General features: G+C 61.6%; 30 protein-coding genes. 16 read left to right on the top strand and 14 right to left on the bottom strand.

Annotated features, from left to right (window positions below; translation table 11 throughout):
- Nucleotides 1–279: 279 nt before the first annotated feature.
- A complete protein-coding gene (locus ACZ5YV_RS09910) occupies nucleotides 280–789 on the top strand; it encodes an outer membrane protein (protein ID WP_464787470.1) in 510 nt (169 codons plus the stop codon).
- 204 nt (nucleotides 790–993) lie between these two features.
- Here the strand turns inward: ACZ5YV_RS09910 and ACZ5YV_RS09905 are convergent, their stop codons facing one another.
- The 5 genes from ACZ5YV_RS09905 to ACZ5YV_RS09885 form a co-directional block, all read right to left on the bottom strand.
- The gene (locus ACZ5YV_RS09905; protein ID WP_464787469.1) at nucleotides 994–1,911 is read right to left on the bottom strand and encodes an EamA family transporter; all 918 of its coding nucleotides are present in this window, start codon (nucleotides 1,909–1,911) and stop codon (nucleotides 994–996) included.
- Entirely contained in the window at nucleotides 1,908–2,135 is a 228-nt protein-coding gene (locus ACZ5YV_RS09900; RefSeq protein WP_464787468.1) for an endonuclease domain-containing protein, read from the bottom strand. Before ACZ5YV_RS09900 ends, ACZ5YV_RS09905 begins: the two co-directional genes overlap by 4 nt.
- Nucleotides 2,113–2,262: a DUF559 domain-containing protein gene (locus ACZ5YV_RS09895; protein WP_464789196.1), complete on the bottom strand. Its 150-nt coding sequence runs from the start codon at nucleotides 2,260–2,262 to the stop codon at nucleotides 2,113–2,115. Before ACZ5YV_RS09895 ends, ACZ5YV_RS09900 begins: the two co-directional genes overlap by 23 nt.
- Before the next feature lie 116 nt (nucleotides 2,263–2,378).
- Nucleotides 2,379–3,899: a fumarate hydratase gene (locus ACZ5YV_RS09890; RefSeq protein ID WP_464787467.1), complete on the bottom strand. Its 1,521-nt coding sequence runs from the start codon at nucleotides 3,897–3,899 to the stop codon at nucleotides 2,379–2,381.
- A gap of 96 nt (nucleotides 3,900–3,995) precedes the next feature.
- Complete coding sequence (locus ACZ5YV_RS09885) at nucleotides 3,996–4,640, bottom strand: glutathione S-transferase family protein (protein WP_464787466.1); 645 nt, start codon at nucleotides 4,638–4,640, stop codon at nucleotides 3,996–3,998.
- Between the two features lie 543 nt (nucleotides 4,641–5,183).
- Here ACZ5YV_RS09885 and ACZ5YV_RS09880 point away from each other — a divergent pair.
- The gene (locus ACZ5YV_RS09880; protein ID WP_464787465.1) at nucleotides 5,184–7,112 is read left to right on the top strand and encodes a ribonucleoside-diphosphate reductase subunit alpha; all 1,929 of its coding nucleotides are present in this window, start codon (nucleotides 5,184–5,186) and stop codon (nucleotides 7,110–7,112) included.
- A gap of 67 nt (nucleotides 7,113–7,179) precedes the next feature.
- Here the strand turns inward: ACZ5YV_RS09880 and ACZ5YV_RS09875 are convergent, their stop codons facing one another.
- Nucleotides 7,180–7,446, bottom strand: a complete 267-nt coding sequence (locus ACZ5YV_RS09875; protein WP_464787464.1) for a DUF2171 domain-containing protein — start codon at nucleotides 7,444–7,446, stop codon at nucleotides 7,180–7,182.
- A gap of 89 nt (nucleotides 7,447–7,535) precedes the next feature.
- On the opposite strand from ACZ5YV_RS09875, the gene ACZ5YV_RS09870 reads away from it, so the two are divergent.
- The 4 genes from ACZ5YV_RS09870 (at nucleotide 7,536) to ACZ5YV_RS09855 (ending at nucleotide 11,255) form a co-directional block, all read left to right on the top strand.
- Nucleotides 7,536–8,591, top strand: a complete 1,056-nt coding sequence (locus tag ACZ5YV_RS09870) for a ribonucleotide-diphosphate reductase subunit beta (RefSeq protein WP_464787463.1) — start codon at nucleotides 7,536–7,538, stop codon at nucleotides 8,589–8,591.
- Nucleotides 8,592–8,689: 98 nt separating this feature from the next.
- On the top strand, nucleotides 8,690–9,646 hold the full coding sequence (locus ACZ5YV_RS09865; protein WP_464787462.1) for a DNA cytosine methyltransferase: 957 nt from the start codon (nucleotides 8,690–8,692) through the stop codon (nucleotides 9,644–9,646).
- Nucleotides 9,643–10,536, top strand: a complete 894-nt coding sequence (locus tag ACZ5YV_RS09860) for a NaeI family type II restriction endonuclease (protein ID WP_464787461.1) — start codon at nucleotides 9,643–9,645, stop codon at nucleotides 10,534–10,536. Before ACZ5YV_RS09865 ends, ACZ5YV_RS09860 begins: the two co-directional genes overlap by 4 nt.
- Before the next feature lie 170 nt (nucleotides 10,537–10,706).
- The gene (locus tag ACZ5YV_RS09855; protein ID WP_464787460.1) at nucleotides 10,707–11,255 is read left to right on the top strand and encodes a glycine zipper 2TM domain-containing protein; all 549 of its coding nucleotides are present in this window, start codon (nucleotides 10,707–10,709) and stop codon (nucleotides 11,253–11,255) included.
- Here the strand turns inward: ACZ5YV_RS09855 and ACZ5YV_RS09850 are convergent.
- Both ACZ5YV_RS09850 and ACZ5YV_RS09845 read right to left on the bottom strand, forming a co-directional pair.
- The gene (locus ACZ5YV_RS09850; RefSeq protein ID WP_464787459.1) at nucleotides 11,252–11,692 is read right to left on the bottom strand and encodes a thermonuclease family protein; all 441 of its coding nucleotides are present in this window, start codon (nucleotides 11,690–11,692) and stop codon (nucleotides 11,252–11,254) included. The genes ACZ5YV_RS09855 and ACZ5YV_RS09850 overlap by 4 nt on opposite strands.
- Nucleotides 11,693–11,967: 275 nt before the next feature.
- A complete protein-coding gene (locus ACZ5YV_RS09845; RefSeq protein WP_464787458.1) occupies nucleotides 11,968–12,285 on the bottom strand; it encodes a hypothetical protein in 318 nt (105 codons plus the stop codon).
- 137 nt (nucleotides 12,286–12,422) lie between these two features.
- Between ACZ5YV_RS09845 and ACZ5YV_RS09840 the strand changes: the two genes are divergently transcribed.
- Genes ACZ5YV_RS09840 through ACZ5YV_RS09825 form a run of 4 tightly spaced genes read left to right on the top strand, consistent with a single transcriptional unit; the run spans nucleotide 12,423 to nucleotide 14,336 of the window.
- Entirely contained in the window at nucleotides 12,423–12,803 is a 381-nt protein-coding gene (locus tag ACZ5YV_RS09840) for a RidA family protein (RefSeq protein ID WP_464787457.1), read from the top strand.
- Nucleotides 12,804–12,807: 4 nt separating this feature from the next.
- Nucleotides 12,808–13,164, top strand: a complete 357-nt coding sequence (locus ACZ5YV_RS09835; protein ID WP_196224626.1) for an ArsC family reductase — start codon at nucleotides 12,808–12,810, stop codon at nucleotides 13,162–13,164.
- A gap of 51 nt (nucleotides 13,165–13,215) precedes the next feature.
- Entirely contained in the window at nucleotides 13,216–13,641 is a 426-nt protein-coding gene (locus tag ACZ5YV_RS09830; protein ID WP_196224625.1) for an RrF2 family transcriptional regulator, read from the top strand.
- A gap of 38 nt (nucleotides 13,642–13,679) precedes the next feature.
- Entirely contained in the window at nucleotides 13,680–14,336 is a 657-nt protein-coding gene (locus tag ACZ5YV_RS09825) for an MBL fold metallo-hydrolase (protein ID WP_464787456.1), read from the top strand.
- A 3-nt stretch (nucleotides 14,337–14,339) separates the two neighbouring features.
- Here the strand turns inward: ACZ5YV_RS09825 and ACZ5YV_RS09820 are convergent, their stop codons facing one another.
- Entirely contained in the window at nucleotides 14,340–14,768 is a 429-nt protein-coding gene (locus ACZ5YV_RS09820) for an MAPEG family protein (RefSeq protein WP_464787455.1), read from the bottom strand.
- A 209-nt stretch (nucleotides 14,769–14,977) separates the two neighbouring features.
- On the opposite strand from ACZ5YV_RS09820, the gene rpmF reads away from it, so the two are divergent.
- The 5 genes from rpmF (at nucleotide 14,978) to ACZ5YV_RS09795 (ending at nucleotide 18,172) form a co-directional block, all read left to right on the top strand.
- Entirely contained in the window at nucleotides 14,978–15,157 is a 180-nt protein-coding gene (gene rpmF / locus ACZ5YV_RS09815; RefSeq protein WP_081570365.1) for a 50S ribosomal protein L32, read from the top strand.
- A gap of 65 nt (nucleotides 15,158–15,222) precedes the next feature.
- The gene (gene plsX / locus ACZ5YV_RS09810; protein WP_464789195.1) at nucleotides 15,223–16,248 is read left to right on the top strand and encodes a phosphate acyltransferase PlsX; all 1,026 of its coding nucleotides are present in this window, start codon (nucleotides 15,223–15,225) and stop codon (nucleotides 16,246–16,248) included.
- Nucleotides 16,245–17,213 carry a beta-ketoacyl-ACP synthase III gene (locus ACZ5YV_RS09805; protein WP_464787454.1) on the top strand — a complete coding sequence of 323 codons (969 nt, stop codon included), beginning with the start codon at nucleotides 16,245–16,247 and terminating at the stop codon, nucleotides 17,211–17,213. The genes plsX and ACZ5YV_RS09805 overlap by 4 nt, the downstream gene beginning before the upstream one ends.
- A 125-nt stretch (nucleotides 17,214–17,338) precedes the next feature.
- Nucleotides 17,339–17,635 carry an integration host factor subunit alpha gene (gene ihfA / locus ACZ5YV_RS09800; RefSeq protein WP_449474233.1) on the top strand — a complete coding sequence of 99 codons (297 nt, stop codon included), beginning with the start codon at nucleotides 17,339–17,341 and terminating at the stop codon, nucleotides 17,633–17,635.
- A 174-nt stretch (nucleotides 17,636–17,809) separates the two neighbouring features.
- Nucleotides 17,810–18,172, top strand: a complete 363-nt coding sequence (locus ACZ5YV_RS09795) for a MerR family transcriptional regulator (RefSeq protein WP_464787453.1) — start codon at nucleotides 17,810–17,812, stop codon at nucleotides 18,170–18,172.
- A 200-nt stretch (nucleotides 18,173–18,372) separates the two neighbouring features.
- Here ACZ5YV_RS09795 and ACZ5YV_RS09790 read toward each other — a convergent pair whose 3' ends face one another.
- Genes ACZ5YV_RS09790 through ACZ5YV_RS09780 form a run of 3 tightly spaced genes read right to left on the bottom strand, consistent with a single transcriptional unit; the run spans nucleotide 18,373 to nucleotide 22,092 of the window.
- Entirely contained in the window at nucleotides 18,373–18,915 is a 543-nt protein-coding gene (locus ACZ5YV_RS09790; protein WP_464787452.1) for a SixA phosphatase family protein, read from the bottom strand.
- Nucleotides 18,912–21,662, bottom strand: a complete 2,751-nt coding sequence (locus ACZ5YV_RS09785) for an ATP-dependent DNA helicase (RefSeq protein ID WP_464787451.1) — start codon at nucleotides 21,660–21,662, stop codon at nucleotides 18,912–18,914. Before ACZ5YV_RS09785 ends, ACZ5YV_RS09790 begins: the two co-directional genes overlap by 4 nt.
- A 52-nt stretch (nucleotides 21,663–21,714) precedes the next feature.
- Complete coding sequence (locus ACZ5YV_RS09780; protein ID WP_464787450.1) at nucleotides 21,715–22,092, bottom strand: PilZ domain-containing protein; 378 nt, start codon at nucleotides 22,090–22,092, stop codon at nucleotides 21,715–21,717.
- Between the two features lie 160 nt (nucleotides 22,093–22,252).
- Between ACZ5YV_RS09780 and ACZ5YV_RS09775 the strand changes: the two genes are divergently transcribed.
- On the top strand, nucleotides 22,253–23,830 hold the full coding sequence (locus ACZ5YV_RS09775) for a lysine--tRNA ligase (RefSeq protein WP_464787449.1): 1,578 nt from the start codon (nucleotides 22,253–22,255) through the stop codon (nucleotides 23,828–23,830).
- Between the two features lie 240 nt (nucleotides 23,831–24,070).
- On the opposite strand, the gene ACZ5YV_RS09770 is transcribed toward ACZ5YV_RS09775, so the two are convergent.
- Both ACZ5YV_RS09770 and ACZ5YV_RS09765 read right to left on the bottom strand, forming a co-directional pair.
- Nucleotides 24,071–24,544: an RcnB family protein gene (locus ACZ5YV_RS09770; protein ID WP_464787448.1), complete on the bottom strand. Its 474-nt coding sequence runs from the start codon at nucleotides 24,542–24,544 to the stop codon at nucleotides 24,071–24,073.
- A 185-nt stretch (nucleotides 24,545–24,729) separates the two neighbouring features.
- Nucleotides 24,730–25,407: a 2OG-Fe(II) oxygenase gene (locus ACZ5YV_RS09765; protein WP_464787447.1), complete on the bottom strand. Its 678-nt coding sequence runs from the start codon at nucleotides 25,405–25,407 to the stop codon at nucleotides 24,730–24,732.
- Between the last annotated feature and the right edge of the window lie 17 nt (nucleotides 25,408–25,424).

Below are 25,424 nucleotides of genomic sequence, written 5' to 3'. Positions count from 1 at the left end.
CGCGCTGTGGCGGATAATGCTGGAATAAGATGGTGAAGAAAAGATGACTGTTGCGAAATAGCATCATTCATCGACAATCTTCATATCGATATTGCAACATTGATCAAAGACAGCCATATGCGCCATCGCTTACGACGCAAGATCGGGGCAAGCAGGGATGGCGTAAAGGGGTCACTTCATAGCGACGCTCGAAGCTGAATGCTTCGATACCATGCCTGTTATATATCAAGAGTGCGATCCGCTTCCTGGATAATGCACGTCTTACCGCATGAGGACATTATGAAGACTGTGATTTTCGCAGCTGTTGCTGCCGCTGCCGCTTTCTCGGCTCCCGCTTTCGCGCAGGACGCTGCTCCCTTCACCGGCCCCCGCGCTGGCGTGACCGTTGGCTATGACAGCCTGGGTGACGAAGAAGGCGTCAGCTACGGCGTGACCGCTGGCTACGACCTGCCGGTCGCCCAGAACATCACCTTCGGCCCGGAAGTTTCGCTCGGCGACACCACCACCGACGCTCCTGGCGTTGACGTGAGCCGCGATCTGGCCGCTTCGGTTCGTCTGGGTTACGTCGTGAACCCGCAGTTCCTGGCGTTCGCCAAGGTTGGCTATGCTGACACCCGTTTCGAAGTGCTCGGCACCAACGTGAATTTCGAAGGCGTCCGCTTCGGTGGTGGTCTGGAATTCGCTCTGACCAGCAACGCTTACATCTCGGCTGAATATCAGCGCACCGAGTATGAAGACAATTTCGGCGGCCGTGACGCTGGCGTTGTCGGCATCGGTTTCCGTTTCTAATCCCTCTCGGATCTGAAACACAGGAGGGCGGTCCCATGGGGCCGCCCTTTTTGTTTGTCGGTCTTTGGGTTCGCAGGCAGCTTCGCGAAGCTGACGCCATAGTTTCAGAGTAGCCCCGCATGGGGGCGAAGCGGCAAGCAATGCTATGGTGATCGAGCGAGGTCTTGCGTGGGTGCCGGGCCGCTCCCCTCCATCCCCACGAAGCTACAGCGACCCGGCCAGCGCCAGCACCACGCCGCTCACGACCAGCAACAGGCCCATCACCTCGCCGCGGGTCATCCGCTCTCCAAGGTAGAAGTGGCCAAAGCCCAGGGTGAAGGCTACCTCCACCTGGCCCACGATGCGCACCAGCGCCACGGGCGCGGTCGCAAATCCGGTGAACCAGCAGGCCGATCCCAGGGCCGAGAGCAAGCCGACCTGCCCCGAAATACGCCAGCTCGCGAACACCTTCCGCATCTCCGCCGGTTCGCGCAGCAGCAGATAACCACCCTGCATCAGCGTCTGGAGTGACACGGTGGCCACTAGTACGATGAGGGCGGCCAGGATCGGGTCGCTGCCGCCGACCTCCTGCGTTGCTCGCCTGATGCCGATGGCGGTGAGGGCGAAGAAAAAGCCTGACGCGATTCCGGTCAGCGCGGCGGGCTGACCAAGCGCCTTGAGGAAATCGGCCGGTCCCATGCGCTTGCCGCCGGTCGATAGCAGCATGACTCCGGCAACGCCGCAGCCGATGCCCGCCCAGGCGAGGGGGCTGAGCCGCTCCCCCATCAACAGGAAGGACAGTGCCGCGCCCTGCACCGCTTCCGTCTTGGAATAGGCTGTGCCGACCACGAAGTTGCGGTGGGCGAAGGCCATGATCAGCAGGTTGGTGGCGATGATCTGCGCCAGGCCACCACCGATGCAGAACAGCAGGAAGGATGAGTCGGGGTGAGGCAGGGGCACCTTGGCTATCAGCACATAGCCGGTCAGCAGCAACAGGGCGAAGGGCAGGCCGTAAAGATAGCGGACCAGCCCCGCCGCATTGATCGACAGGCTATGGCTGACCCGCCGCTGCACCGCCGTGCGCCATGCCTGAAGCGCGCCTGCGAACAGGGTGGCCGGGAGCCAGATGGGCGAGGTGATCATTTAATCCTCCCCATCATGAGATGGGGAGGGGGACCAGCCTCCGGCTGGTGGACGGGAAGCGCGCGAAAGTTGTTCAGGATATGCCGCTTCACGCTATCCAGATCCGTAAGAACTTCGGCAGCTTTGATCCTCAAAACCCTGAACCCTTGCGCCCGCAGCCAAGTGTCGCGCCGCTCATCATGCGTGACCCGCTCGATGTGATCATGCCCGCTTCCATCTCTCAACCGCTAACCGAGACAAAGCGCAGTAGAAATCCAGCACATAAGTTCCCACTGGATGCTGGCGGCGGAACTTCAGTCCATCCGGTCGCTGCCTGAGCCAGTGCCACAGCGCGACTTCCGGCAGCGACATCTCTCGCCGCAATCCGCGCGCGTTCTCGACCGTTTTCCTGCGCGGCATTTCCCCTCCACCACTCGCTATGCGAGCGGTCCCCCTCCCCGTCTTTCGACGGGGAGGATTTGGATGCCTCACGCCTTTTCGAGAAGGCCTTCCTTCTTGATCTTTTCCTGCCACACCAGCGGGGCGAGGCGGTGGACGTTCTGGCCTTCGCTGTCCACGGCGACGGTGACGGGCATGTCCTGCACGTCGAACTCGTAGATAGCTTCCATGCCGAGATCCTCGAAGCCGACGACCTTCGCACCCTTGATCGCGCGGGCGACGAGATAGGCCGCGCCGCCGACCGCCATCAGATAGGCGCTCTTATGCTTGGCAATCGAATCCGTCGCCGCCGGGCCGCGCTCCGCCTTGCCGACGCAGGCGGCGAGGCCCTGCTCCAGCATCATGTCCATGAACTTGTCCATGCGGGTCGCGGTGGTCGGGCCAGCCGGGCCGACCACCTCGTCGCGCACTGGATCGACCGGGCCGACATAATAGATGACGCGGCCCTTGAAATCGACCGGCAGCTGCTCGCCCGCCGCGAGCATGTCGGCGATCCGCTTGTGCGCGGCATCGCGGCCGGTCAGCATCTTGCCGTTCAGCAGCAGGCGGTCGCCATGCTTCCAGCTCTGCACGACTTCCGGGGTCAGATTGTCGAGATCGACGCGGATCGCTTCCTTGCTCGGCTTCCAGTCGACCTGCGGCCATTCGGAAAGCTTGGGCGCTTCCAGATAGGCGGGGCCGGAGCCGTCCAGCGTGAAATGCGCGTGGCGGGTGGCGGCGCAGTTGGGGATCATCGCGACCGGCTTGCCCGCCGCATGGCAGGGATAGTCGTAAATCTTGACGTCGAGGATGGTCGAAAGGCCGCCAAGACCCTGCGCGCCGATGCCGAGCGCATTGACCTTGTCGAAAATCTCGATGCGCAGGCGCTCGATATCATTCTGCGGGCCGCGCGCCTTCAACTCGCCCATGTCGATGGGCTCCATCAGCGATTCCTTGGCCAGCGCCACGGCCTTTTCCGCCGTGCCGCCGATGCCGATGCCCAGCATGCCGGGCGGGCACCAGCCAGCGCCCATCTGCGGGATCATCTCCAGCACCCAGTCGACGATCGAATCGGACGGGTTCATCATCTTGAACTTGGTCTTGTTCTCCGACCCGCCGCCCTTGGCCGCGACGTCCACCGTCACCTTGTTACCCGGCACCATTTCGACATTCAGCACGCAAGGGGTGTTATCCTTGGTATTGACGCGCGAGAAAGCCGGATTGCGCAGGATCGAGGCGCGCAGGCGGTTTTCCGGGTTCAGATAAGCCTTGCGCACCCCCTCATCGACCACGTCCTGCATCGACCGGCTGTTGTCATCAAAGCGGCAGTCCATGCCCCATTTGATGAAGACATTGACGATGCCGGTATCCTGGCAGATCGGGCGGTGCCCTTCGGCGCACATGCGGCTGTTGGTCAGGATCTGGGCGATGGCGTCCTTGGCCGCCGGATTGGCTTCGGCGTCATAGGCTTTACCCAGCGCGCGAATATAATCCATCGGGTGATAATAGCTGATGAACTGGAGCGCGTCGGCGACGCTCTCGATCAGATCGGCGGTCTTGATGACGGTCATCTTGCCTTCATGTCCCTAATTAGCGCCCGGCCCTGCACGGCGGGTCTTCGCAGGCGCGGCTAATAGGGATTGTGCCGAGAGTCCAGATATCCCGAACTATCCGTTGGCATAGGGAAACATGTGCCACCAGGGCTCTTTCTCCTCCAGCACCCGTGCAAAGCTCGCCCGCGCCTCCAGCCGGTCGAGATAGGCGGCCAGCGCCGGAAAGCCGCCGCGCATCGGCTCCACCTTGTCGGCATAGAAGAGGGCGGGGGCAGCCGCGCAGTCCGCCAGGGTGAATTCATCCCCGGCCGCCCATTGCCGCGCCCCGAGCCGCTCCTCCAGCATCGCATAGGCCTTGCCCAGCAGGATGCGCGCCTCGCCCACGCCATGGGGATCGCGCGCATCGTCGGGCCGCAGCCGGTCGGCCACGATCTTCTGCATCGGCGTCATCACATAATTGTCGAACAGCCGATCCATCAGCCGCACCTCCAGCGCTTGGGCGGGATCGGTGGGGATCGGGCGGAAGGGGCCGGGGCACTGCTGCCCCAGATATTCGATGATGATGCTCGCCTCGGCGACCGTCTGGTCCCGCGCCTCGTCGCGCAGCACCGGGAACTTGCCCAGCGGCCACAGCGCGAGCCACGCTTCCGCCACGCCGGGGTCCTCCATCATTGCCCGTTCGAACGGCGTGTCATTCTCATAAAGGGCGATCAGCACCTTCCAGCAATAGGAGGAAAGGGGGTGATAATAGAGAATCATGGCTGCCTCTCATTCATGGGCCTTATGTCAGGCGCACCGGGGCTTTTAGCACGCTGGCGGGGCTTTTTCTCATCCACAGTTAATCCACATCAGCTTGTGGATAAGTCTTTGATGAACCACCATCCTTAGTAAAAAGGACAAGCCCCCTGACCCGTTCCGGGCAATTTCCGAGGCAAGCCAAATTTATTTTCGTTCGCACATTGTCCCTCTTGTCTTTTGCAAGAGTGAGGGAAGTCCGCGCGTCGCTGCGATGCGGCGTGACGGATTGTTGCCGGGTGAACAGCTTGGGAACCGTAACGAGTCCTCGAACTGTCATTTACCCTCTTGCAACCATTCAAGGCTGTGGCACTATCCCTTGTATCGGGTTAACGGGGGTTACCCAACAGATTGTGATTGTAACGGCCGGACCATTTTCCGGGCGAGGGGCGTTTTGTCCATGGCGATCCACTGAAGGTGCCCCGCTCGGCTCGGTTGCAGGCCATCTGGTCGGAACTGACCGGAAAAGGACCGAATCGAACGAAACATGAACATTCGGGGGCTCGCATGGATTTTCGAGACAGCGAACAGGCAGGTGCAGGCGACGTGGCGACGGTTATTGACGATGTGGTGGAAACCGTGACGGAAAAGAAGGCTGCGCCCGCCAAGGCGGTGCGGTCCTCCTCTTCGATCCAGGAACGGCGCTTCGATGTCGTGACGGATGAAAGCCGTGACGCGCTGCTGACCGAATTCGGCAAGGATACGCTGAAGGACCGCTATCTGCTGCCCGGCGAAAATTACCAGGACCTGTTTGCTCGCGTCGCCGCCGCCTATGCCGATGACCAGGCGCATGCCCAGCGTGTCTATGACTATATCTCGCGCCTCTGGTTCATGCCCGCGACGCCCGTGCTGTCGAACGGCGGCACCGGACGCGGCTTGCCGATCAGCTGCTATCTGAACAGCGTCGATGACAGCCTGGAAGGCATCGTCAACACCTGGAACGAGAATGTGTGGCTGGCCTCGCGCGGCGGCGGCATCGGCACCTATTGGGGCAGCGTGCGCGGCATTGGTGAGCCGGTCGGCCTTAATGGCAAGACCAGCGGCATCATCCCCTTCGTCCGCGTTATGGATTCGCTCACCCTCGCCATCAGCCAGGGTTCGCTGCGCCGTGGTTCGGCCGCCTGCTATCTCGACGTCTCTCATCCGGAGATCGAGGAGTTCCTGGAAATCCGCAAGCCGAGCGGCGACTTTAACCGCAAGGCGCTCAACCTCCACCATGGCGTGCTGCTGACCGACGAGTTCATGGAAGCGGTCCGCACCGGCGCTGAGTTCTCGCTCAAATCGCCCAAGGACGGCTCCGTCCGTGGCACGGTCGATGCGCGCAGCCTGTTCCAGAAGCTGGTGGAAACCCGCCTTGCCACCGGCGAACCCTATATCGTCTTCTCCGACACCGTGAACAGCATGATGCCCAAGCATCATCGCGATCTCGGCCTTAAAGTTTCGACTTCCAATCTTTGTTCAGAAATCACTTTGCCGACGGGTCGCGACCATCTCGGCAATGACCGGACGGCGGTCTGCTGCCTTTCGTCCCTGAATCTGGAAACCTGGGACGAATGGAACAAGGACCCCGTCTTTGTTGAGGATGTCATGCGCTTCCTCGACAATGTGCTGCAGGACTATATCGACCGAGCGCCGGACGAAATGGCGCGGGCCAAATATAGTGCGGAGCGCGAACGGTCAGTGGGCCTGGGGGTGATGGGGTTCCACTCCTTCCTCCAGGCCCGTGGCCTTCCGTTCGAAGGCGCGATGGCCAAGAGCTGGAACCTGCGCATCTTCAAACATATCAATGTGAAGGTGAACGAAGCCTCGATGCAGCTCGCGGTCGAGCGTGGGCCGTGCCCCGACGCCGCCGACATGGGCGTGATGGAACGGTTCAGCTGCAAGATGGCGATCGCGCCCACCGCGTCGATCAGTATCATCTGCGGCGGCACCAGCGCCTGCATCGAACCGATCCCGGCGAACATCTACACGCACAAGACGCTGTCGGGCAGCTTCGTGGTGAAGAACCCCTATCTCGAAAAAATCCTGCGCGACAAGTCGAAGGATAGCACGAACGTCTGGAACACGATCCTCGAACGCGGCGGGTCGGTCCAGCATCTCGATTTCCTGAGCCAGGAAGAAAAGGACACATTCAAGACCAGCTTCGAAATCGACCAGCGCTGGCTGCTCGAACTCGCCGCGGACCGGACGCCCTTCATCGATCAGGCGCAGTCGCTGAACCTGTTCATTCCGGCGGACGTGGAAAAGTGGGACCTGATGATGCTTCACTTCCGCGCATGGGAACTGGGTATCAAGTCGCTCTACTATCTGCGGTCAAAGTCGGTGCAGCGTGCCGGTTTCGCTGGCGGGGTGGAGGCCGACAATACCATCGACGCACCGAAATTCGAGCTGGCCGGGGGAAGCACAGACTATGACGAATGCCTGGCGTGCCAATGAGCTAATGGGGGGGATGGGCGCGGCGGTGGCGACACCGGCCGCGCCCACACAATCACCCCCGGAGCCGTCACCCCTCGTCTTGTTCTTCTTCAAAGAGAACGGCGTTGGCGCCGGTCGCAGAGAGCCGCACAGTGCCATCCTCATCAACCCCGGCGATCAGTCCCTCGCTGATATAATGATGATGCCCGGAGTGACTTCCCTGGCCGCTATCCGCCTTGATCAGCTTGATACGCTGATGTCCTTCTGCACCCTCGACATGATCGACAGTGCCAACATGGACGCCATCAGCGCCAATAACCTCAGCATGTTCCTTGATGCTGGTAAGATCAACCATCATATTGCTCCTGTGCCGGGAATGACGGGGACCAAACGTCTCGCGCCCGCGCAGGTTGCGCTTGTCCATTAATTCGCGGAGCCGACCCAATGCCCCTTCTTCAAGCCAGCAAGGTCTACAAGCCTTTCGAATATCCCTGGGCCTATGAATTCTGGAAGCGCCAGCAGCAGTTGCACTGGCTGCCCGAGGAAGTGCCGCTGGGTGAGGATTGCCGTGACTGGGCGCAGAAGCTGTCCGATCACGAACGCAACCTGCTGACCCAGATTTTCCGCTTCTTCACGCAGGCAGACGTGGAAGTGCAGGATTGCTACCACGAAAAATATGGCCGCGTGTTCAAGCCGACCGAAGTGAAGATGATGCTGACCGCGTTCAGCAACATGGAAACGGTCCATATCGCCGCGTACAGCCATCTCCTCGACACGATCGGCATGCCGGAGACCGAATATTCGGCCTTCATGCAGTATAAGGAGATGAAGGATAAGCATGACTATCTGAGCCAGTTCGGCGTCGATACGGACGAGGATATCGCCAAGACGCTGGCCATGTTCGGCGGCTTTACGGAAGGGCTCCAGCTCTTCGCTTCCTTCGCGATGCTGATGAACTTTCCCCGCTTCAACAAGATGAAGGGCATGGGCCAGATCGTCACCTGGTCGGTGCGCGACGAAACGCTGCACTGCGAAGGCATCATCAAGCTGTTCCACGCCTTCACCAAGGAACGCGACTGCCTGACGCCGTCGGTCAAGGACGACATCATGGACATGTGCCAGAAGACGGTGCGGATCGAGGATGCGTTCATCGACCTCGTCTTCGAAATGGGGCCTGTGCCGGGCATGACGCCCAAGGACATTAAGAAATATGTCCGCTACATCGCCGACTGGCGTCTGGGGCAGCTGGGTTTAAAGCCCATCTACATGATCGACGAGCACCCGCTCCCCTGGCTGACCCCGCTGCTGAACGGCGTGGAGCATGCCAACTTCTTCGAAACCCGCGCGACGGAATATTCGAAGGGCGCGACGCGCGGTCAGTGGAATGAAGTGTGGGACGCTTTTGACCGGCGGAAGACGCTCAAGGCTGGTGATGCGGCGAATGTGGATGAGCCGAGCGATCCGGACATGTTCAAGGCTGCGGGGATCGCGGCGGAGTAGATTGTGTCGGTGCCAGCCTCATCCATCACGAATGAGGCTGGTTGACAAGAACATAAGAAGAACGCAATGCTCTAGCTTCCTCTAGGGCGGGGTTGTCCATGAATTCCATTGAATTTTGTGCAGGAGCGGGCGGTCAGGCGCTGGGGCTTGAACTTGCCGGTTTCCGGCACGAGGCGCTGGTCGAGATAGAGGCGGATTACGCGAAGACGCTGCGGCTCAACCGACCGGATTGGGACGTGCGCACGGCAGACATGAATGTCTTTGATGGACGTGCGTACAAGGGCGTTGATATTCTCGCCGCGGGTTTGCCTTGTCCGCCATTTTCTATGGCAGGCAAGCAGCTTGGGGAGAAGGACGAACGCAATCTTTTTCCAGCGGCAATCCGGCTCATTGACGAGATTCGGCCCAAAGCTGTGATGATCGAAAATGTTCGAGGATTCCTTTCGGCTGTTTTCGATGACTACCGCAATCATTTGAAGGTCCAGCTCAAAAAGCTTGGATATACTGCGGATTGGCGATTGCTGAATGCGTCAGACTTTGGCGTGCCACAGTTGAGGCCGCGAGTGGTCATTGTGGCAGTGCGCGACGATCTGAATGATGTTTTCGACTGGCCCGCTCCTCTTCCTCATAATCCGCCCACCGTTGGTCAAACCTTGCATGACCTGATGGCCGCTGAAGGCTGGCCGGGAGCAAGAAGCTGGGCTGAACGCGCTAACGACATTGCTCCTACCATCGTCGGGGGATCGAAAAAGCATGGAGGCCCCGATTTGGGACCCACGCGCGCACGACAAGCATGGGCGTCGCTCGGAGTGGAAGGGCGTACACTGGCAGAACAAGCGCCCGGCCCGGATTATGTTGGAATGCCACGCCTGACTGTCAGAATGGTAGCGCGGATCCAGGGGTTTCCGGACAACTGGCAATTTTATGGGCGGAAAACCACAGCTTACCGGCAAGTGGGAAATGCGTTTCCTCCTCCGGTTGCCAAAGCGGTGGCTCAGAATCTTCGCGTTGCCCTGTCAGTCCGGAAGCATTTCCCCGTCCGGTCGGTAGCGTGAACCTGTTCGCTTCCAACGGGCACAGCGCGCTGCCGGAATCTCATCCGGACTGCGCTGACCTCCTGATTTTGGAAGCGGATCTGCTGAAGGCTGTTGGCGGGCGGGAGCGGTTTGAGGAAAAGTTGAGAGGCTTCTTCCGCTCTGCAATAGATGAGGTGATAGACACAGCGAGGACAGGTCGCTTCTATTTTAGTGACCTTGAAAAGACCGAGAAAACCTACCTCGGTACAAAATTTGAGATCTTGCTACGTGACTGGTTACAAGTTCCCAAAGGCGTCAGGCTGGACCTGCTGATTGGGGGACGGGAAGTCGATGTGAAATCGACGACTGGCGGCGGTTTTGGGTGGATGATCCCGCCCGAAGCGATCGGGCAGTTTTGTATCCTGCTTCGCGTCAACGAGGATATTTTCAAATGTTCGGTAGGCCTCGTTCGTGCGCGCAATGAATATCTCCGTGCCGGGATCAATCGAGATCAAAAGACCTCTATTTCCGCCTCCGGCCGATCTAATATCTGGTGGATGGTTTCTGATTTCGATTATTCGCCCAATTTCTGGTCCCGGATCAGCAAAGGCCAGCGTGATGCGATCATGGGGAGTGGCAAGGGGACCAAAAGGCTCGCCGCGCTCTTTGAGAACTGCATTGGTATACCGGTTTCACGCGTGCAAGTCGCGGCTGTCGCGGCGCAGGACGATTATATGAAGCGTATCCGGCGCAATGGCGGGGCTCGCGATATCCTTGCCCCGAAAGGCATCGCAGTCCTGTATTCTGAAAATGACCGGTCGGTGATGCGTCGTCTTGGCATCAAATTTGGGTATCGGGAATTTGTTTCTTATACGCCCAAGAATCCCGACGAAGAGGCACTTCTTCGCTCGGAGGGCCATATAGATTAACGGCGGATAGACTGGGCTGATCGAATTTCACGGGGAGAAGGGCGCGTCGGCTCTGAAAGCAATTCACCTGTCCCCTCGCTGAACGCGCCGTTTTGTTCCGTTCATGCAACGTCCATGCGCGTTGAAGTGTTTAGCTCCACAGCCTGTCAAAATAAGGCAAGGAGCAGAAGATGAAGATTACCCTCAAATCCACGCTGGCTGCGCTGTCGCTTGGTGCGATGGCCCTGACAGGTACGGTCGCCACGGCGCAGGGCTATGGCCGCGATAACCATCGTGAGTGGCGCGACCGCGATGACCGTGGTGACCGGGGCGATCGCCACTGGCGCGATCGTGACCACCGCGACTGGAAGCGCGACGGCCGACATGACAATGGCCGCCACAATGGTTGGCGCCGTCCGGGCGGTGTCGTCTACAGCTATGACTGGAACCGTCCGGATCGCCGCTATGGCAGCCGTTATCGCGCCGATCGCTATTATCGCAGCGGCTATGAGCCGATCCGCGTGACGCGCGGGACGCGTATCTATCGCGGCTATGACGACCGCTATTATTGCCGTCGTTCGGACGGCACGACTGGTTTGATCGTCGGCGCGGCGCTGGGCGGGTTGCTCGGCGGGCAGCTGGATCGCGGCTATTCCAATACCGCTGGCGTGTTGATCGGCGCGGGTGCGGGCGCTCTGCTCGGCCGCGAGATCGACCGTGGCGGTCTGAACTGCCGCTAACTACGGCACCATGGCTGGCGCGCTCCTGTCCAGGGGCGCGCCAGACCTTCGGCGACTAGCCGAGCCCCGATTGAACGCCCCTGCCGCGTCACGATGCGCAGGGTTCTTCCATAACGATCCCGTTCCCGCTCTACCGGCGTAAGGGAAAAGGCGCCCGCATTGAGCAGCGCCAGCAGCCGCTGCGTTGCCCGCATGCCCAGCGCGTCCTCGGCGGTGCAACGCGGCCCGTGGGTTTCCGGCGTATCGATGTCGGCAATGCGGATTTTGAGGCCATCCAGCCAGAAGGTATCTCCATCGACCACGCAATCCGGCCCGCCCATGCCATGGCACAGGGTGAAGCGTGACGAAGGATTGTCCGCCCGGACAGGCTCCGCCGATCCGATCAGCAGGAGGTGGAGGGCGAGGAGGGGCGGAACTAGTTTGCACAGGCGGATCATCCCGCCAGCCTAGGCCGCGCTGCTGATGGCGCGCGGCGAAGCTGATCCGTTTACCCTCCGTTATGGGGATTTTGGGGCTTCGCGCGCTAAATCGGCACTGCCTCCTTTTGCCATTCGTCCCGAGCCTGTCAAAGGACTGCAATTCATTTTTAGAAAGAAGAGGGTTTCGACATTCGGACGAGGCAAGCGACTCGTTCGGACAGCCCGAACGGGGTTGAGGCTCCAGATATAAGGCATGCTGCTCTAGCGGCTAATGGCAGGGGGCGCCTCGGCCGCTATTCCTCGTCCTCGGTGGGGCCAAGATAGTCTTCTTCATCATCCATCTGCGGTTCGCCCGCGAAGGCGTCATTGTCGATCCGTCCGGAACGGTTCATTTCCTTCATCCGCTCGACCAGGTCCGGCGTGTCTTCGGGAATGATCTGGGCGCGATTTGGAGTTCCGCCCCGTTCGCTGTCCTCCGACAGGTCGGTGCTGCGTGCGCGGGCGTCGTCGGCAACATCCTGCGCCTGCGATCCCCGTTCCCTCTGCTCGTCATTTTCCTCGATATCGTCGGGAAAGCGGGCCTTGTCTGACTGATCCTTTGGCTGGTCCATGGCATGTCTCCTTGCCTGCCCAACCGATCAACCGGGGCGCCCGTTCCATGGCTGTCCAAAAGGCGCTGGACAGGGGAGACGGCAGGGGGCAAGAGCCGCCCGATCCCTTTCATCGCTACCCCTTCGAAGGAAATCCCATGTCCCGCAAACTCATCTCCTCGGGTTCGCCTTTCGAGGCGCAGGTCGGCTATTCACGCGCAGTCGTCCAGGGCGACTGGTGCTTCGTCGCTGGCACGACCGGGACCGATCCGGAAACCAAGACGATGCCGGAAAGCGTCGTCGATCAAGGCGTCAATGCGCTGAAGGTCATCGGCAAGGCGCTGGAGGACGCAGGCTTTTCCTTCGCCGATGTCGTGCGCGTGACCTATTATATCACCGACCCGGCCTATTGGGACGACCTTGGCAAAGCGACCGCGCCCGTGTTCGGTGAGATTCGCCCGGCGGCAAGCTGCGTCGTCACCGGCCTCATCAAGCCGGAGATGAAGATCGAGATCGAAGTCACCGCGTTCAAAGGCTGACCCCATGATTACCATGTATGGCATCAAAAATTGCGACACGATCAAGAAGGCCCGCAATTTCCTGGACAATGAGCGCGTCTCCTACAGCTTCCACGATTATAAGGTGTCCGGCGTGGACAAGGGCAAGCTGGAGGAATGGGTGATGGAGCATGGGTGGGAAACCATCCTCAACCGTTCCGGCACCACCTTCAAGGCGCTGGACGCGGGCGACAAGGCGCATATTGACGCGGAAAAGGCGATCCTGCTGATGAGCACCAACCCATCCATGATCAAGCGGCCGATCCTGGATGTTGGCGGTCGGACCGTCGTTGGCTTCAAGGCTACCACCTATGAAGAAGCGCTGAGCAAGGTGAAGGCCTGATCGGCTCCGCGGCGGCTTGTCAAATGAGGCGCGGGGGCGAATAACGGGAATATGCTTTCGCAGAAGACCCGTTACGCTATCCGCGCTCTCCAGCATCTTGCCGACCGCTACCGTCAGGGACCTGTGCCGCTGAACGAAATCGCGACGCGGCAGAATATTCCGGCGAAGTTCCTGACGGTCATCCTGTCGGAACTGTCGCGGGAAGGGCTGGTGGCGACGCAGCGGGGGCGGGATGGGGGCTATTGGCTCGCGCTGGCTCCGGTCGACATCAGCTATGGCGACATCGTGCGGCTGACCCGAGGATCGCTGGCGCTGACGCCCTGCGCCAGCCGATTCGCCCATGAAACCTGCACCAACTGCCTGCCCGAATCGGAATGCAGGCTGCATCGCGTGATGCTGCGCGTGCGGGACGAGACCGCCAAGGTGCTGGACGGGATCAGCCTGGCCGAACCGCTGGCGATGGAAGACGCAGGCTAGCTCTTGCGCGCCGCGTCCCGCTTCGCCACATCTCCGCCATGACCACGCCTCCGCTCAAAGCCGCCCTGATTCCCGTCACTCCGTTGCAGCAGAATTGCACGCTCTTCTGGTGCACGGCCACCAATCGGGGCGCTTTCGTCGATCCGGGCGGTGATCTGCCCCGGCTGAAAGCTGCTGCCGAGCAGCAGGGCGTGACGATCGAAAAGATATTGGTGACGCACGGCCATATCGACCATTGCGGCGAGGCGGGCACGTTGGCCAAGGAACTCGGTGTGCCGATCGAAGGGCCGCATGAGGCCGATCGCTTCTGGATCAGCCGTCTGGAGGAAGATGGGCGCAACTATGGCGTGAACGGGAAGATATTCGAGCCCGATCGCTGGCTGGCCGATGGCGATCAGGTGACGGTCGGCGATCTGGTGCTGGACGTTTATCATTGCCCCGGCCACACGCCCGGGCATGTGGTCTTTCATCACGCTCCCAGCAAGCTCGCGATCGTCGGCGATGTGCTGTTCCAGGGATCGATCGGCCGCACGGATTTTCCGATGGGCAATCACCAGCAGCTGATCGATGCGATAACGGGCAAGCTTTGGCCGCTGGGTGGCGACACTGCCTTTGTCCCCGGCCACGGCCCGATGAGCGATTTCGCCCATGAGCGCCGCACCAATCCCTTCGTTGGTGACGCGGTTCTCGCCTAACGCCTAGCGCGCGGCCATGGCTGGCGGCGCAGGCACCGCGCGGGTCGCGTGATAGGCAACATAGAGGGCAGCCACCGCTAGCGCCGCCGTCACCACCCAGGTGAGGAGGGCGCCGCCCGCGCGCCAGGCGGTGGGGCGGTCGGCGTCCATGCCTATTGCGTGCGACGCGCGCGCGATGACATAGGTGAGCGCGCCTATCCACAGCCATAGCGGCGATCCTATGGCCAGTTCGATCAGGGCGAAGAGGATGAGGATGATCGGCGTATATTCGACGAAGTTCGCATGCGCTCTTATCCGCCGTGCCAGCAGCGGATCGCCGCCATCGCCATGCAGCACTTTGCCGCCGACCCGAATCCGGACGCAGCGAAATGCGAGCCACAGGTTGAGAAGCGCGCAGGCGGCGGCCAAGGTCAGCGTAATCGGCAACAGCATCGCATGTTCTCCCTATCCTTACGTTGCCGGTACAATAGGTGGCCATCGTTTCGGGGCAAGGAAGGACTTGCGCCCCTGCCAAAAAACGCTATAGGCGCAGGGCTTCGCGATCACCCGGGCCGCATGGGTCTGCGGCGCCTGTGGCGTCGATATTCATCGGATTTCGGCCAGTCGCTTAACCAGATCTAATTATGGAATAAGGTGCCGACATGGCTGTCCCAAAGAGGAAAACTTCCCCGTCCCGTCGCGGCATGCGTCGCAGCCACGACGCGCTGCGCGTTGAAGCGTTCCAGGAATGCTCGAACTGCGGTGAACTCAAGCGCCCGCATAATCTGTGCGACGCCTGCGGCCACTATAACGGCCGCGAAGTCGTTGCCGTCGGGGCCTGACGACACACTCCCTCCTGCAAAGGTGTCCTGAAGTGTCCAGCCAACCGCGAATCGCAATCGACGCGATGGGCGGGGATGAAGGCGTGCGCGTGATGATGGCGGGTGTAGCGCTCGCCCGTCACCGCCACGAAGGGCTACGCTTCACCCTTTTCGGAGACGAGGCGCGGATCAAGGCCGCCCTCGACAATCATCCGAATCTGCGGGCCGCTTCCGAAGTGGTGCACGCCAGCGATGTCGTGTGTGCGGGGGACAAGCCCAGCGCCGCCATCCGCAAGAAGGCCAGCTCCATGAGCATGGCGATCGCTGCCGTTAAGGCGGGCGAGGCGGGTGCTGCGGTCTCGTCCGGCAATACCGGCGCGTTGATGGCGATGGCCAAGCTAGCGCTGCGTACCATGCCGGGCATTGATCGGCCCGCTCTGGCGGCGCTACTGCCTACGCTCGGCGACAATGACGTGGTCATGCTGGACTTGGGCGCCAATACCGAATGCGACGCCCGCAACCTTGTGCAATTTGCCGTGATGGGCGCGGCCTATGCGCGCATCGCTTTCGATCTTGAACGCCCGCGCGTTCGCATCATGAACATCGGCACGGAAGACATGAAGGGCACGGAAGAAATCCGTGACGCCGCCGCGATCCTGCGCGCGGCGACGAGCCTGCCCCTGTCGTTCGATGGCTTTACTGAAGGCGACAAGATCGGACGTGGCGAGGCCGATGTGATCGTCAGCGACGGTTTTTCCGGTAATGTGGCGTTGAAGACGGCGGAGGGTACGGCCCGTTTCGTCACCGACCTGCTGCGCACCGCCTTCACCAGCTCCATCCGGTCCAAGATCGGCTTCCTGATTTCCAAGCCCGCCATGCACCTGCTCAAGCATCATCTGGACCCCAACAACCATAATGGTGCGGTGTTTCTGGGCCTGAACGGTGTCGTGGTGAAAAGTCATGGCAACGCCAATGACAAGGGCGTTGCCAATGCCGTCCATGTCGCTGCGCGGCTGTTGGAAGAAGACATCACGCGGCGTATCGCCGCCGACATGGCGGGCGTCAGCGCGCTGTCGGCTGTGGCGTCCAAACAGGAGCTCGCCGCAAAGTGATTCGCAGGTCCGTTCTTCTGGGTACGGGGTCGGCTCTCCCGGTTCGCGCGGTCAGCAATGCTGAACTGGCGGAAACCGTGGACACGAGCGACGAATGGATCGTCGAACGCACCGGCATCCGCAATCGCCATATCGCAGGCGATGGCGAGACAACCGCAAGCCTTGCGACCGATGCTGCTCGCGCGGCACTGGATGCGGCGGGCCTGGCTGCGCAGGATATCGACCTCATCATTCTGGCGACGGCTACGCCGGACCAGACCTTTCCCGCCAGCGCGACCATTGTGCAGGCAGCGCTGGGCATCAATGATTGCGTGGCCTTCGACGTCGCGGCTGTGTGCTCGGGATTTCTGTACGCAGTGACGGTGGCGGACAGCATGATCCGGTCAGGGGCCGCGCAGAAGGCGCTGGTGATCGGGTCGGAGACGTTCAGTCGCATCCTCGATTGGGAAGATCGGACGACCTGCGTCCTGTTCGGGGACGGCGCGGGGGCGATCGTACTGGGCGCGGAGGACAGCGTAGACGGCGCGCGGGGCATATTGGCTTCAAAGCTGCATGCTGACGGTCGGCACAACCAGCTTCTCTATGTTGATGGCGGACCTTCGACGACGAAGACGGTTGGCAAGCTGCGCATGAAGGGGCAGGAAGTCTTCCGCCATGCGGTCGTCAACCTTGCGTCGGTACTGACCGAGGTCATGGAAATAGCGGGCCTCGGCACCGACAAGATTGACTGGCTGATCCCTCATCAGGCGAATGCGCGCATCCTGGATGCTACCGCGCGGAAGCTGAAGCTGTCGCCCGATCGCGTGGTCATGACGGTGGATCGCCACGCCAATACGTCCGCCGCTTCGGTGCCATTGGCGCTTGACCTGGCCATGCGGGATGGCCGGATTCAGTCGGGCGACCTGCTCGTGCTGGAGGCGATGGGCGGGGGCTTTACCTGGGGCGCTTGCGTCCTGCGGGTCTAAGCCAAGGCATCTACCCGGAATTCTTTGACTTTCTTCGGCGAGTCATCTTGCCGAATCACTCAGCTTATCGCACAATTTACCATTGTCGTCGGCATTGACCCGGCGGATGAAGGTGGGGACGTTCGATGACTGGCAATGGCACCCTGACACGCGCAGATCTGGCGGAAAGCGTCAATCGTCATATTGGCCTTTCACGATCCGAGGCCGCGGCACTTATCGAGTCCATATTGGAACATATGACCTCCGCACTGGAACGCGGGGAAAATGTGAAGATATCGAGCTTTGGCACCTTCGTTCTTCGCGACAAGACCCAGCGCATGGGCCGTAATCCCAAGACAGGGGTTGAGGTGCCGATCGAACCACGCCGCGTGCTGACCTTCCGCGCCAGCCAGACCATGCGGGACCGCGTTGCCGCATCGTGATGGGCTGACCTAGAGCATCGTGCGCGAAAGTGGGAACCGGTTTTGCGCTTAAAACGATGCGATAACAAAAAATAGAGCGCGCGATTGCGTCCGATTAAACGCAGCGCGCTCTAGCCGACGGTTATTCCCGCGCATGGTTGACCTTTGCGCCCTGACAGGTGCAACATCGGATCCATGGAAAAGGCAGAGGGTGCGTTCCTGACGATTAGCGAGCTGTCCGGGGAACTGGGGCTTCCGCAGCATATTCTGCGCTATTGGGAAACGCGGTTTCCCCAGCTACGGCCTCTCCAACGGTCGGGTAATCGCCGCTATTACAGGCCAGCGGATGTGGCGCTGGTCAGGCGCATCAATCAGTTATTGAACGAAGAGGGCTTCACGGTGCGGGGCGCGCAAAAGGCGCTTGCCGATGGGATAGCAGTGGCAAAGCCTGCCGCTGTTCCGGCTCCTGTCATTTCGGCCAAGCCTGAGCGGGGTGCGGATCTGCTGGATCGGCTCCAAGCGATCCGGGCGGCCTTGGCGGAGGCTATTGGGGAGTAAGTTCAGCGCCTCGTGTTTACTTAGTGCTTCGTGCTCTAACTCAGTGTCGCCATTTAAACCGTTCGCCCTGAGCTTGTCGAAAGGCTTTACTGCCCCTCAAAAAGAAGAGGGCTCGACAAGCTCAGCCCGAACGGAGGTGGGTGGCCCGGGTTGAACTCACTCTACGCCAGCAGCGACCTTGGTCACTTAGAACAGTTGATTTAACGCGATTCCGGGCCTAGCGCCGGATCCAGATCACGCGGGCGGGTGAAGCTCATCAGCGTTCCCGCGTTCGGTGCGACGTCCACCCAGGCATCAATATTCATATCCAGAACCGCGATGCTGGCCGTCGGAAACTTGACTTCCACATCGCCGCGTAGCGGGCTGGTGTCATTGTCCGGCACCAGTTCCAGGATCAGTTCTTCCAGGCCGGGATTATGTCCCGCCAGGATCACGTTGCTTGCAGTGTCTGGCAGATCGCGCAGCACATCCAGCAGCGTTGCCACGGACGCCAGATAAATGCGGCGATCCCAATGAGGATCGAGCGGCTGGCCATAGCCTTCCAGAAAGGTGTCGAGCGTCTGCACGACCCGGACTGCGGGAGAAGCGACGAGAAAGTCGAACTGCATCTGCCGGCTGCGGGCATATTGACCAATCAGCAGCGCCGCCCTTTCGCCGCGCCGGTTCAGCGGCCGGTCGAAATCCCGCTCTACCGGATCGTCCCAGTCGGACTTGGCGTGGCGCAACAGGGTCAACCGCTTCATCTTTGCTCCAGGTCGTGGGTGCCGGATTCGTGTCCTCGTTGCCCTAGCGGCATGCCGTCGCCAAGGCCAGCGTGGGAATGAGCGCTGACCGCAATGATCGCTTCGTCAAGGGTAAGGCGGCGAATGGGCGTCCCCGGCGGAAAGGCGCTGAGCAGCCGACTGGGCATCGCCGCCGACAATATGACGAAGCTGCCCCGATCTTCGGCGCGGCGGATCAGGCGGCCAAAGGCCTGGGCAAGGCGCGCGCGGATCAGCCTGTCGTCATAGGCGGCGCCACCTCCGGCGAGACGGCGGGCGGCGTGCAGCACCGTGGGCTTCGACCAGGGAACGCCCTCCATCACGACGAGCCGCAGCGAATGGCCCGGCACATCGACCCCGTCGCGCAAGGCGTCGGTGCCGAGCAGCGAGGCTCGTGGGTCGTCGCGGAATATGTCGATCAGCGTGCCGGTGTCCATTGGATCGACATGCTGGGCGTAGAGGGGCAGGCCTGCCCGTGCCAGACGATCGGCGATGCGCGCATGGACTGCACGTAACCGCCGTATCGCCGTGAACAGGCCGAGCGTCCCGCCGCCCGCCGCCTCGATCAGCCGCCCATAGGCGCCTGACAGTGCTGCAATGTCACCGCGTTTGATGTCGGTGACGACCAGCACCTCGGCGCGGCCGGGATAGTCGAACGGGCTTGCTGCTTCGAACCGCTGGACACCGTGCGGGAGATGGCTCGCCCCGCTGCGGCTTTCCGCATTGTTCCAGTCGCCGCCGCCCTTGAGCGTTGCGGATGTGACCAGCACGCCCTGCGCAGGTTTCAGCACGGTTTCAGCGAGCGGGCGGGTGGGGTCCAGCCAATGGCGATGGATGCCGATGTCGAATTCCCGGCCTTCGATGCGATCGACCGTCATCCAATCGACGAAATCCGCATCAGCCGGGCCGCCAATCCGCGCGAGCAGCGCGAGCCAAGCGGCGATGAGGTCGCACCGCCAGCCGAGCGAGGCAATCGCCCCTTCGATCCGTGCGCGGGCTGCGCCGTCGAGCCAATCGGGCGCGTCCTCGATGACCGCCTCCAGCCGTTTGCTGAGCCGGTTCAGCGGCCGCAGCAAAGCGTCGAGGGCGAGCGCGGCTTCCTGCGCGGCTTCGACCAGCGGGCCGTCGGGTTCAGCCACTTCCGTTTCCAGTCCGTAGCCTGCGTCCGCCTCGCCCACATCGGCGGCGCGGGCATAGACCGTGCCGCGCACGGCCGCGAGCAGCTGTTCGAGTGGTCCGAAGGGTTCTCCCGCGACGATCCGTTTCAGCCATTCATCGGCTGGCAGAGCGCGCGCGGCGTCCGCCGCCGCGCGGATCGCCTGGCCGCCTTCCTCATCATAGCTGGCCAGATCCGACAGGCGGGCGGCAAGACCGCGCCGACGGCCACGCGAATTGCCTTCAGGCCCCATGACCCAGCGGCGCAGCTCGATCGCTTCCTGACCTGACAAGGCGACGGAAAAGGTGGAGTCGGCGGCATCGAAGAGGTGATGGCCCTCATCGAAGATGATGCGCTGTGGTCGCTGGCCTGTTTCCCGCCCGCGCGCGGCGTTGATCATGACGAGGGCGTGATTGGCGATGACGATGTCCGCGTCGGCCGAGGCGCGCGCCGACCGTTCGATGAAGCATTTGCGGTAATGCGGACAGCCCGCGTAGATGCATTCGCCCCGGCGATCGGTCAGCGCGGTCGATCCATTGCGGCGGAACAATGTCGGCAGCCAACCGGGCAGATCGCCACCCACCATGTCGCCATCCTTGCTGAACGCCGCCCAGCGCGCGACCAGTTGGGCGAGGATAGCCGCTCGTCCGGAAAAGCCGCCCTGCAACGCATCCTCAAGGTTCAGCAGGCAGAGGTAATTTTCGCGCCCTTTGCGTACGACGATCCGCCGCGCTGCCGTTGCCGGATCGGGGAAGAGGCGAAGGCTTTCGCGGTCAAGCTGCCGTTGGAGCGCTTTGGTATAGGTCGATATCCATACCGTGCCTTGCGCCTCCGATGCCCAAAGCGAGGCCGGGGCGAGATAGCCCAATGTCTTGCCGATCCCGGTGCCAGCCTCTGCGAGCAGCATATTGGGTTGATCCCGATGCTGGCGCGGACGGAAGCTTTCCACGGCTGCCGCCGCATAGGCGCGCTGCCCCGGCCGGGCTTCCGCCGCGCTGCCGGTCAGATGCGCCAGCCGCGCCAACACCGCCTCTTCATCGAGGGAGATGGTGCGCGGCGCTGGACGCGGCGGTGTTTCCTCCCATTCGGGCAAGCGGGAGAAAAGCCAGCGCTCTGCTTCGGGCGGTCGGCTTATCCGGGGCGCGATGAGTGGCGCCCACGGCCAGCGGAGGCGGTGCAGCGTCTGGGCGGAAGTCCAGCCGCCTTCCCGCTCGGTCCATGAAGGCGATCCGAGCATGTCCAGCAGCGCGGAGGTGGCGGCTTGCAGCAGCTGCGGAATGTCCGCTTCGCTGCCCGGCCGTCCCAGGCCGAGCGCTTCCGCAAGGCCCTTGGGCGTGGGGACAAGGAAGCGGGCCGGGTGGACGAAAGCCCAGAGTTCCAGCAGGTCCAGGCCATTGAGTTCAGGATAGCCGAGCCTTTGCCCCGTCAGCGGCGCATTGAGCAGCAAAGTGGGCGTCTCTGCGGCGCAGGAGATAGCCGCTCCCTTCGCGACCGCGCGGGTGTCTTCACCCTCGCGCAACCAGATCCCACCATGGCTGGCATGAAGGGCGGGCAGGGCAGTGGGGTCGATCACTCCAATCGCTTAGGCGACCGGGAACAAAAGGGAAACCGGAAAAAGGCTCAACTCAGCTTGTGCGGCGGCCAAATCCGGTTGGCTGCGGGGAAAAGGCGCGCGGGGCGAGGCCGCGCCCGCCATGCTTATGCACCAGCGGCAGACACAGGCGGGTGCGCGCCATCTCCAGCAAGTCGAACAGCGGGCCATCGACCAGTTCATAGGGAAAGCGAACCCCGATGCGGTCGGGTTCGGACCATTGCACCGTTCCGAAAACAATCTGCCCTTCAAACCCGATCTGGCACTGGCTTCGTGCGGGCAGGGTGCAGCCGCGGATCTGGGCACCTCCTTCGCTCAGATCGACGATGGTCCCCTCCAGGCTGTCGAGCACGGTTGTGACGACAACGCTGATATCGACCCCAATGCGTTGACGGCTACGTGGTATCTGCATGGTGCCCGCTATCCCCTTTCCGGCGGCTATCAAGGATAAATGTGCCGTATTGAGGTTAATCAAGGTTAAACATAATCTCTCGGCAGTGCCGCCGGTACGCGCGCGGCTGTGCGGAAAGGCGTTCCATTTCCGGCCTTCCAAGGCTAGGGGCGTGTGCATCATGACCGTGTCCGATATCCTCCGCACCGCCGCTCAGGCGTCCAAGGCCTGGCCCTATGAAGAAGCGCGCAAGCTGCTGAAGCGCTATCAGAACGGCGCTCCCGACAAAGGCTATATCCTGTTCGAGACCGGCTATGGCCCGTCCGGCCTGCCCCATATCGGCACCTTCAACGAAGTGTTGCGCACGACGATGGTGCGCAACGCCTATCATGCGCTGTCCGATATACCCACGCGCTTGATCGCGTTCAGCGACGATATGGACGGGCTGCGCAAGGTGCCGGATAATGTGCCGAACCAGGCGATGTTGGCCGAGCATCTCGGCAAGCCGCTGACCCAAGTACCCGATCCGTTCGAGAAGTTCGAAAGCTTCGCGCATCATAACAACGCGATGCTGCGCGAATTTCTGGACCGCTTCGGGTTCGATTATGAGTTTGTGTCCGCGACCGACCGGTACAAGTCCGGCGCGTTCGATGATGCGCTCAAGAATGTCCTGCGTCATTATCAGGACATCATGGACATCATGCTGCCGACGCTGCGCAAGGAACGGCAGGCGACCTATTCACCGGTCCTGCCGATCAGCCCGAAGAGTGGCATCGTCCTTCAGGTGCCGATCGAGGTGCTGGACGCCGACGCCGGGCTCGTCCGGTTCGAGGATGAGGGGGAGATTGTCGAACAGTCGATCCTGTCCGGGGGTGCAAAGCTGCAATGGAAGGTCGACTGGGCGATGCGCTGGGTAGCGCTGGGCGTCGATTATGAGATGGCGGGCAAGGATCTGATCGATTCGGTGACTCAGTCGTCCAAGATCTGCCGCGCGCTGGGCGCCCGCCCGCCCGAAGGCTTTAACTATGAGATGTTCCTGGACGAGAAGGGGGAAAAGATCTCCAAGTCCAAGGGCAATGGCCTGAGCCTTGAACAGTGGCTGACCTATGGGCCGCAGGAAAGCCTGGCCTTTTACGCCTATCGTGAGCCGAAGAAGGCCAAGCAGCTGCACATGGGCGTGATCCCGCGCGCGGTGGACGAATATTGGCAGTTCCGGGTCAACTATCCCAACCAGCAGGTCGAGCAGCAGCTTGGCAATCCGGTGCATCATATCCATGATGGAAAGCTGCCCGACGGCAAGCTGCCGGTGACCTTCGGCTTGTTGCTCAACCTGGTCGGCGTGATGGGCGACGCCAGCCGGGAACAGGTGTGGGGATATCTGCAAAATTATGTCTCTGAAGCGAGCGCGCAGACCTACCCTGAACTGGATGCGCTGATCGGGCATGCGCTCGCTTATCATCGCGACTTTGTGGCGCCCACGCTGAAGCGTCGCGCGCCGGAAGCCAACGAAGCCGAGGCGCTGCGCAGGCTGGACGCGGAACTGGCGGCGCTGGGCGATGATGCCACCGCCGAAGATATCCAGAATATCGTATATGCGATCGGCAAGGACGAGGCCTTTGGCTTTGCTGAACTGCGTGACTGGTTCAAGGCGCTGTATCAGACGTTGCTGGGGGCCGATCAGGGGCCTCGGATGGGCAGCTTCATCGCCCTGTATGGCGTGGCAAACAGCCGCCGCCTGATCGCTGAAGCGCTGGGTTGACGCAGGGGAACATTAGCCGCCCCTAAGCGTTCCTATTCCGGTCCACCCCCTTTCGGACTGATGGTGCGCCCTGTGCGTACCATCGGCCGCGCCCGCTCGGAGACGGGCGGCGCGGCCAAGGGGATTTCCAAAATTGAGGCAGTAGCGGGGGTCGCACCGTGACCGCTATTCTGTGTCCTAAGAAATAGAGAAACGGCTCCGAACCGAAGTCCGGAGCCGCCCATTGTCCTTAACTCTCTATTACCAGAAGAAGCCCCGATGGACCTCCATCACGCGCCCGCTGCGGACGTTGACCAGCAGCACGTCATTATAATGCCTTACCCAGCGCAGGTTACGGTTCGCGGGCCGGGGCAGGCGATAGCGATAGGGATCGCTGATATAGTAGCGGGAATTATAGAATCCCGGGCGCAATTGAGACCCGACTTCCCAGCGATTGTAGCGGAAGGGCGCGCGCCAGTTGCCGCCGCGATAAACGTCGCGGTGCGAACGGCGATAGTCGCGCCAATCTTCGCGCAGTTCCTGCCGGGCGTCGCGGACGTCGCGGCGCTGTTCGCGTACATCATGGCGCGAGCCATGGCGTTGCGCGTCGCGCAGTTCGCGCTGATCCTGACGAAGGTCCCGCGCACTGTCGCGCACTTCGCCGCGAGACTGGGCCATGACCGCGCTTGGCATCGCTGTCGCTGCGATAAGGCCGAGGATGATCAACTTACGCATATATTTTCTCCCATCAGCTTGGCGGCCTGAACCGGTGGGGATCAAACTTTCATCCCCTGGACCGGTTCCGTGACCAACAATGGGGTTATGCATTCCGGCCGCTGAACCTGTGGGGAACGGCACTGTCAGGAATCAGTCATTTATGTCGCAACTTGTATCACGGCTATGAACAAGCGCGCTTGCGGTCAGTGTACCCAGCGTCGCTCCCGAAACCATTTGGTCACGACATATTTGACGCCGCTGTCCACCGGCCGGGCGGCATGCAGGCTCATCGGATTGGGCGAACCGTCGGCCTTCAGGTTGTTCCAGATGAGGATCATCCCCTCAACGGGCGGCACCATGAACTCGCAATGGGGAAAATGCGTCTCCCCGCCCGCCGCGACGGGCGACAGATAGATCATCGCCGTCCAGCTGCGCTGCCCACCCTTTTTCATCATCGCGGGCCAATAGTTGGCGGTGACCGGGAAATAGTCGCAATGCGCCTTATATTCCTGACCCACCGCATAACGTTGACCCTGCAAGGTTTCGCCATTTTCGGGCGGCAAGCCGGTCAGCGCGCAAATCCGGCGGCTGATGCCATCGACCAGGGGGTCCCAGGGGTTAAGGTTGCAGCTGTGGCTGGTGCGGTAGTCGGCGTTCGCGCTGCCGGAAAACAGCGTGGAGGGCTGCGCGTCGGCGTCGATCAGCGCGCGCAATCCTTTGCATTCCTCGGCGCTAAGGAAGTCATGGCGGCCGTAGATTTCAAGGTTTGCGGCGTCGATCCGGCTGACCAAGGGGTTGCGGTCCAGCTTTGCGCGCACCGCATCGCCGATCTTCGCCCGAGTGGCCGAAGCGATGCCGCCATCATCAATCACGTCCGTCATGCCCGCTTCCTGCCGCC

The organism is Sphingobium sp. TomTYG46, from assembly GCF_055396345.1.
Note: the sequence above shows the minus strand (reverse complement) of the source record. Positions and strands in the feature narration are given on the sequence as shown.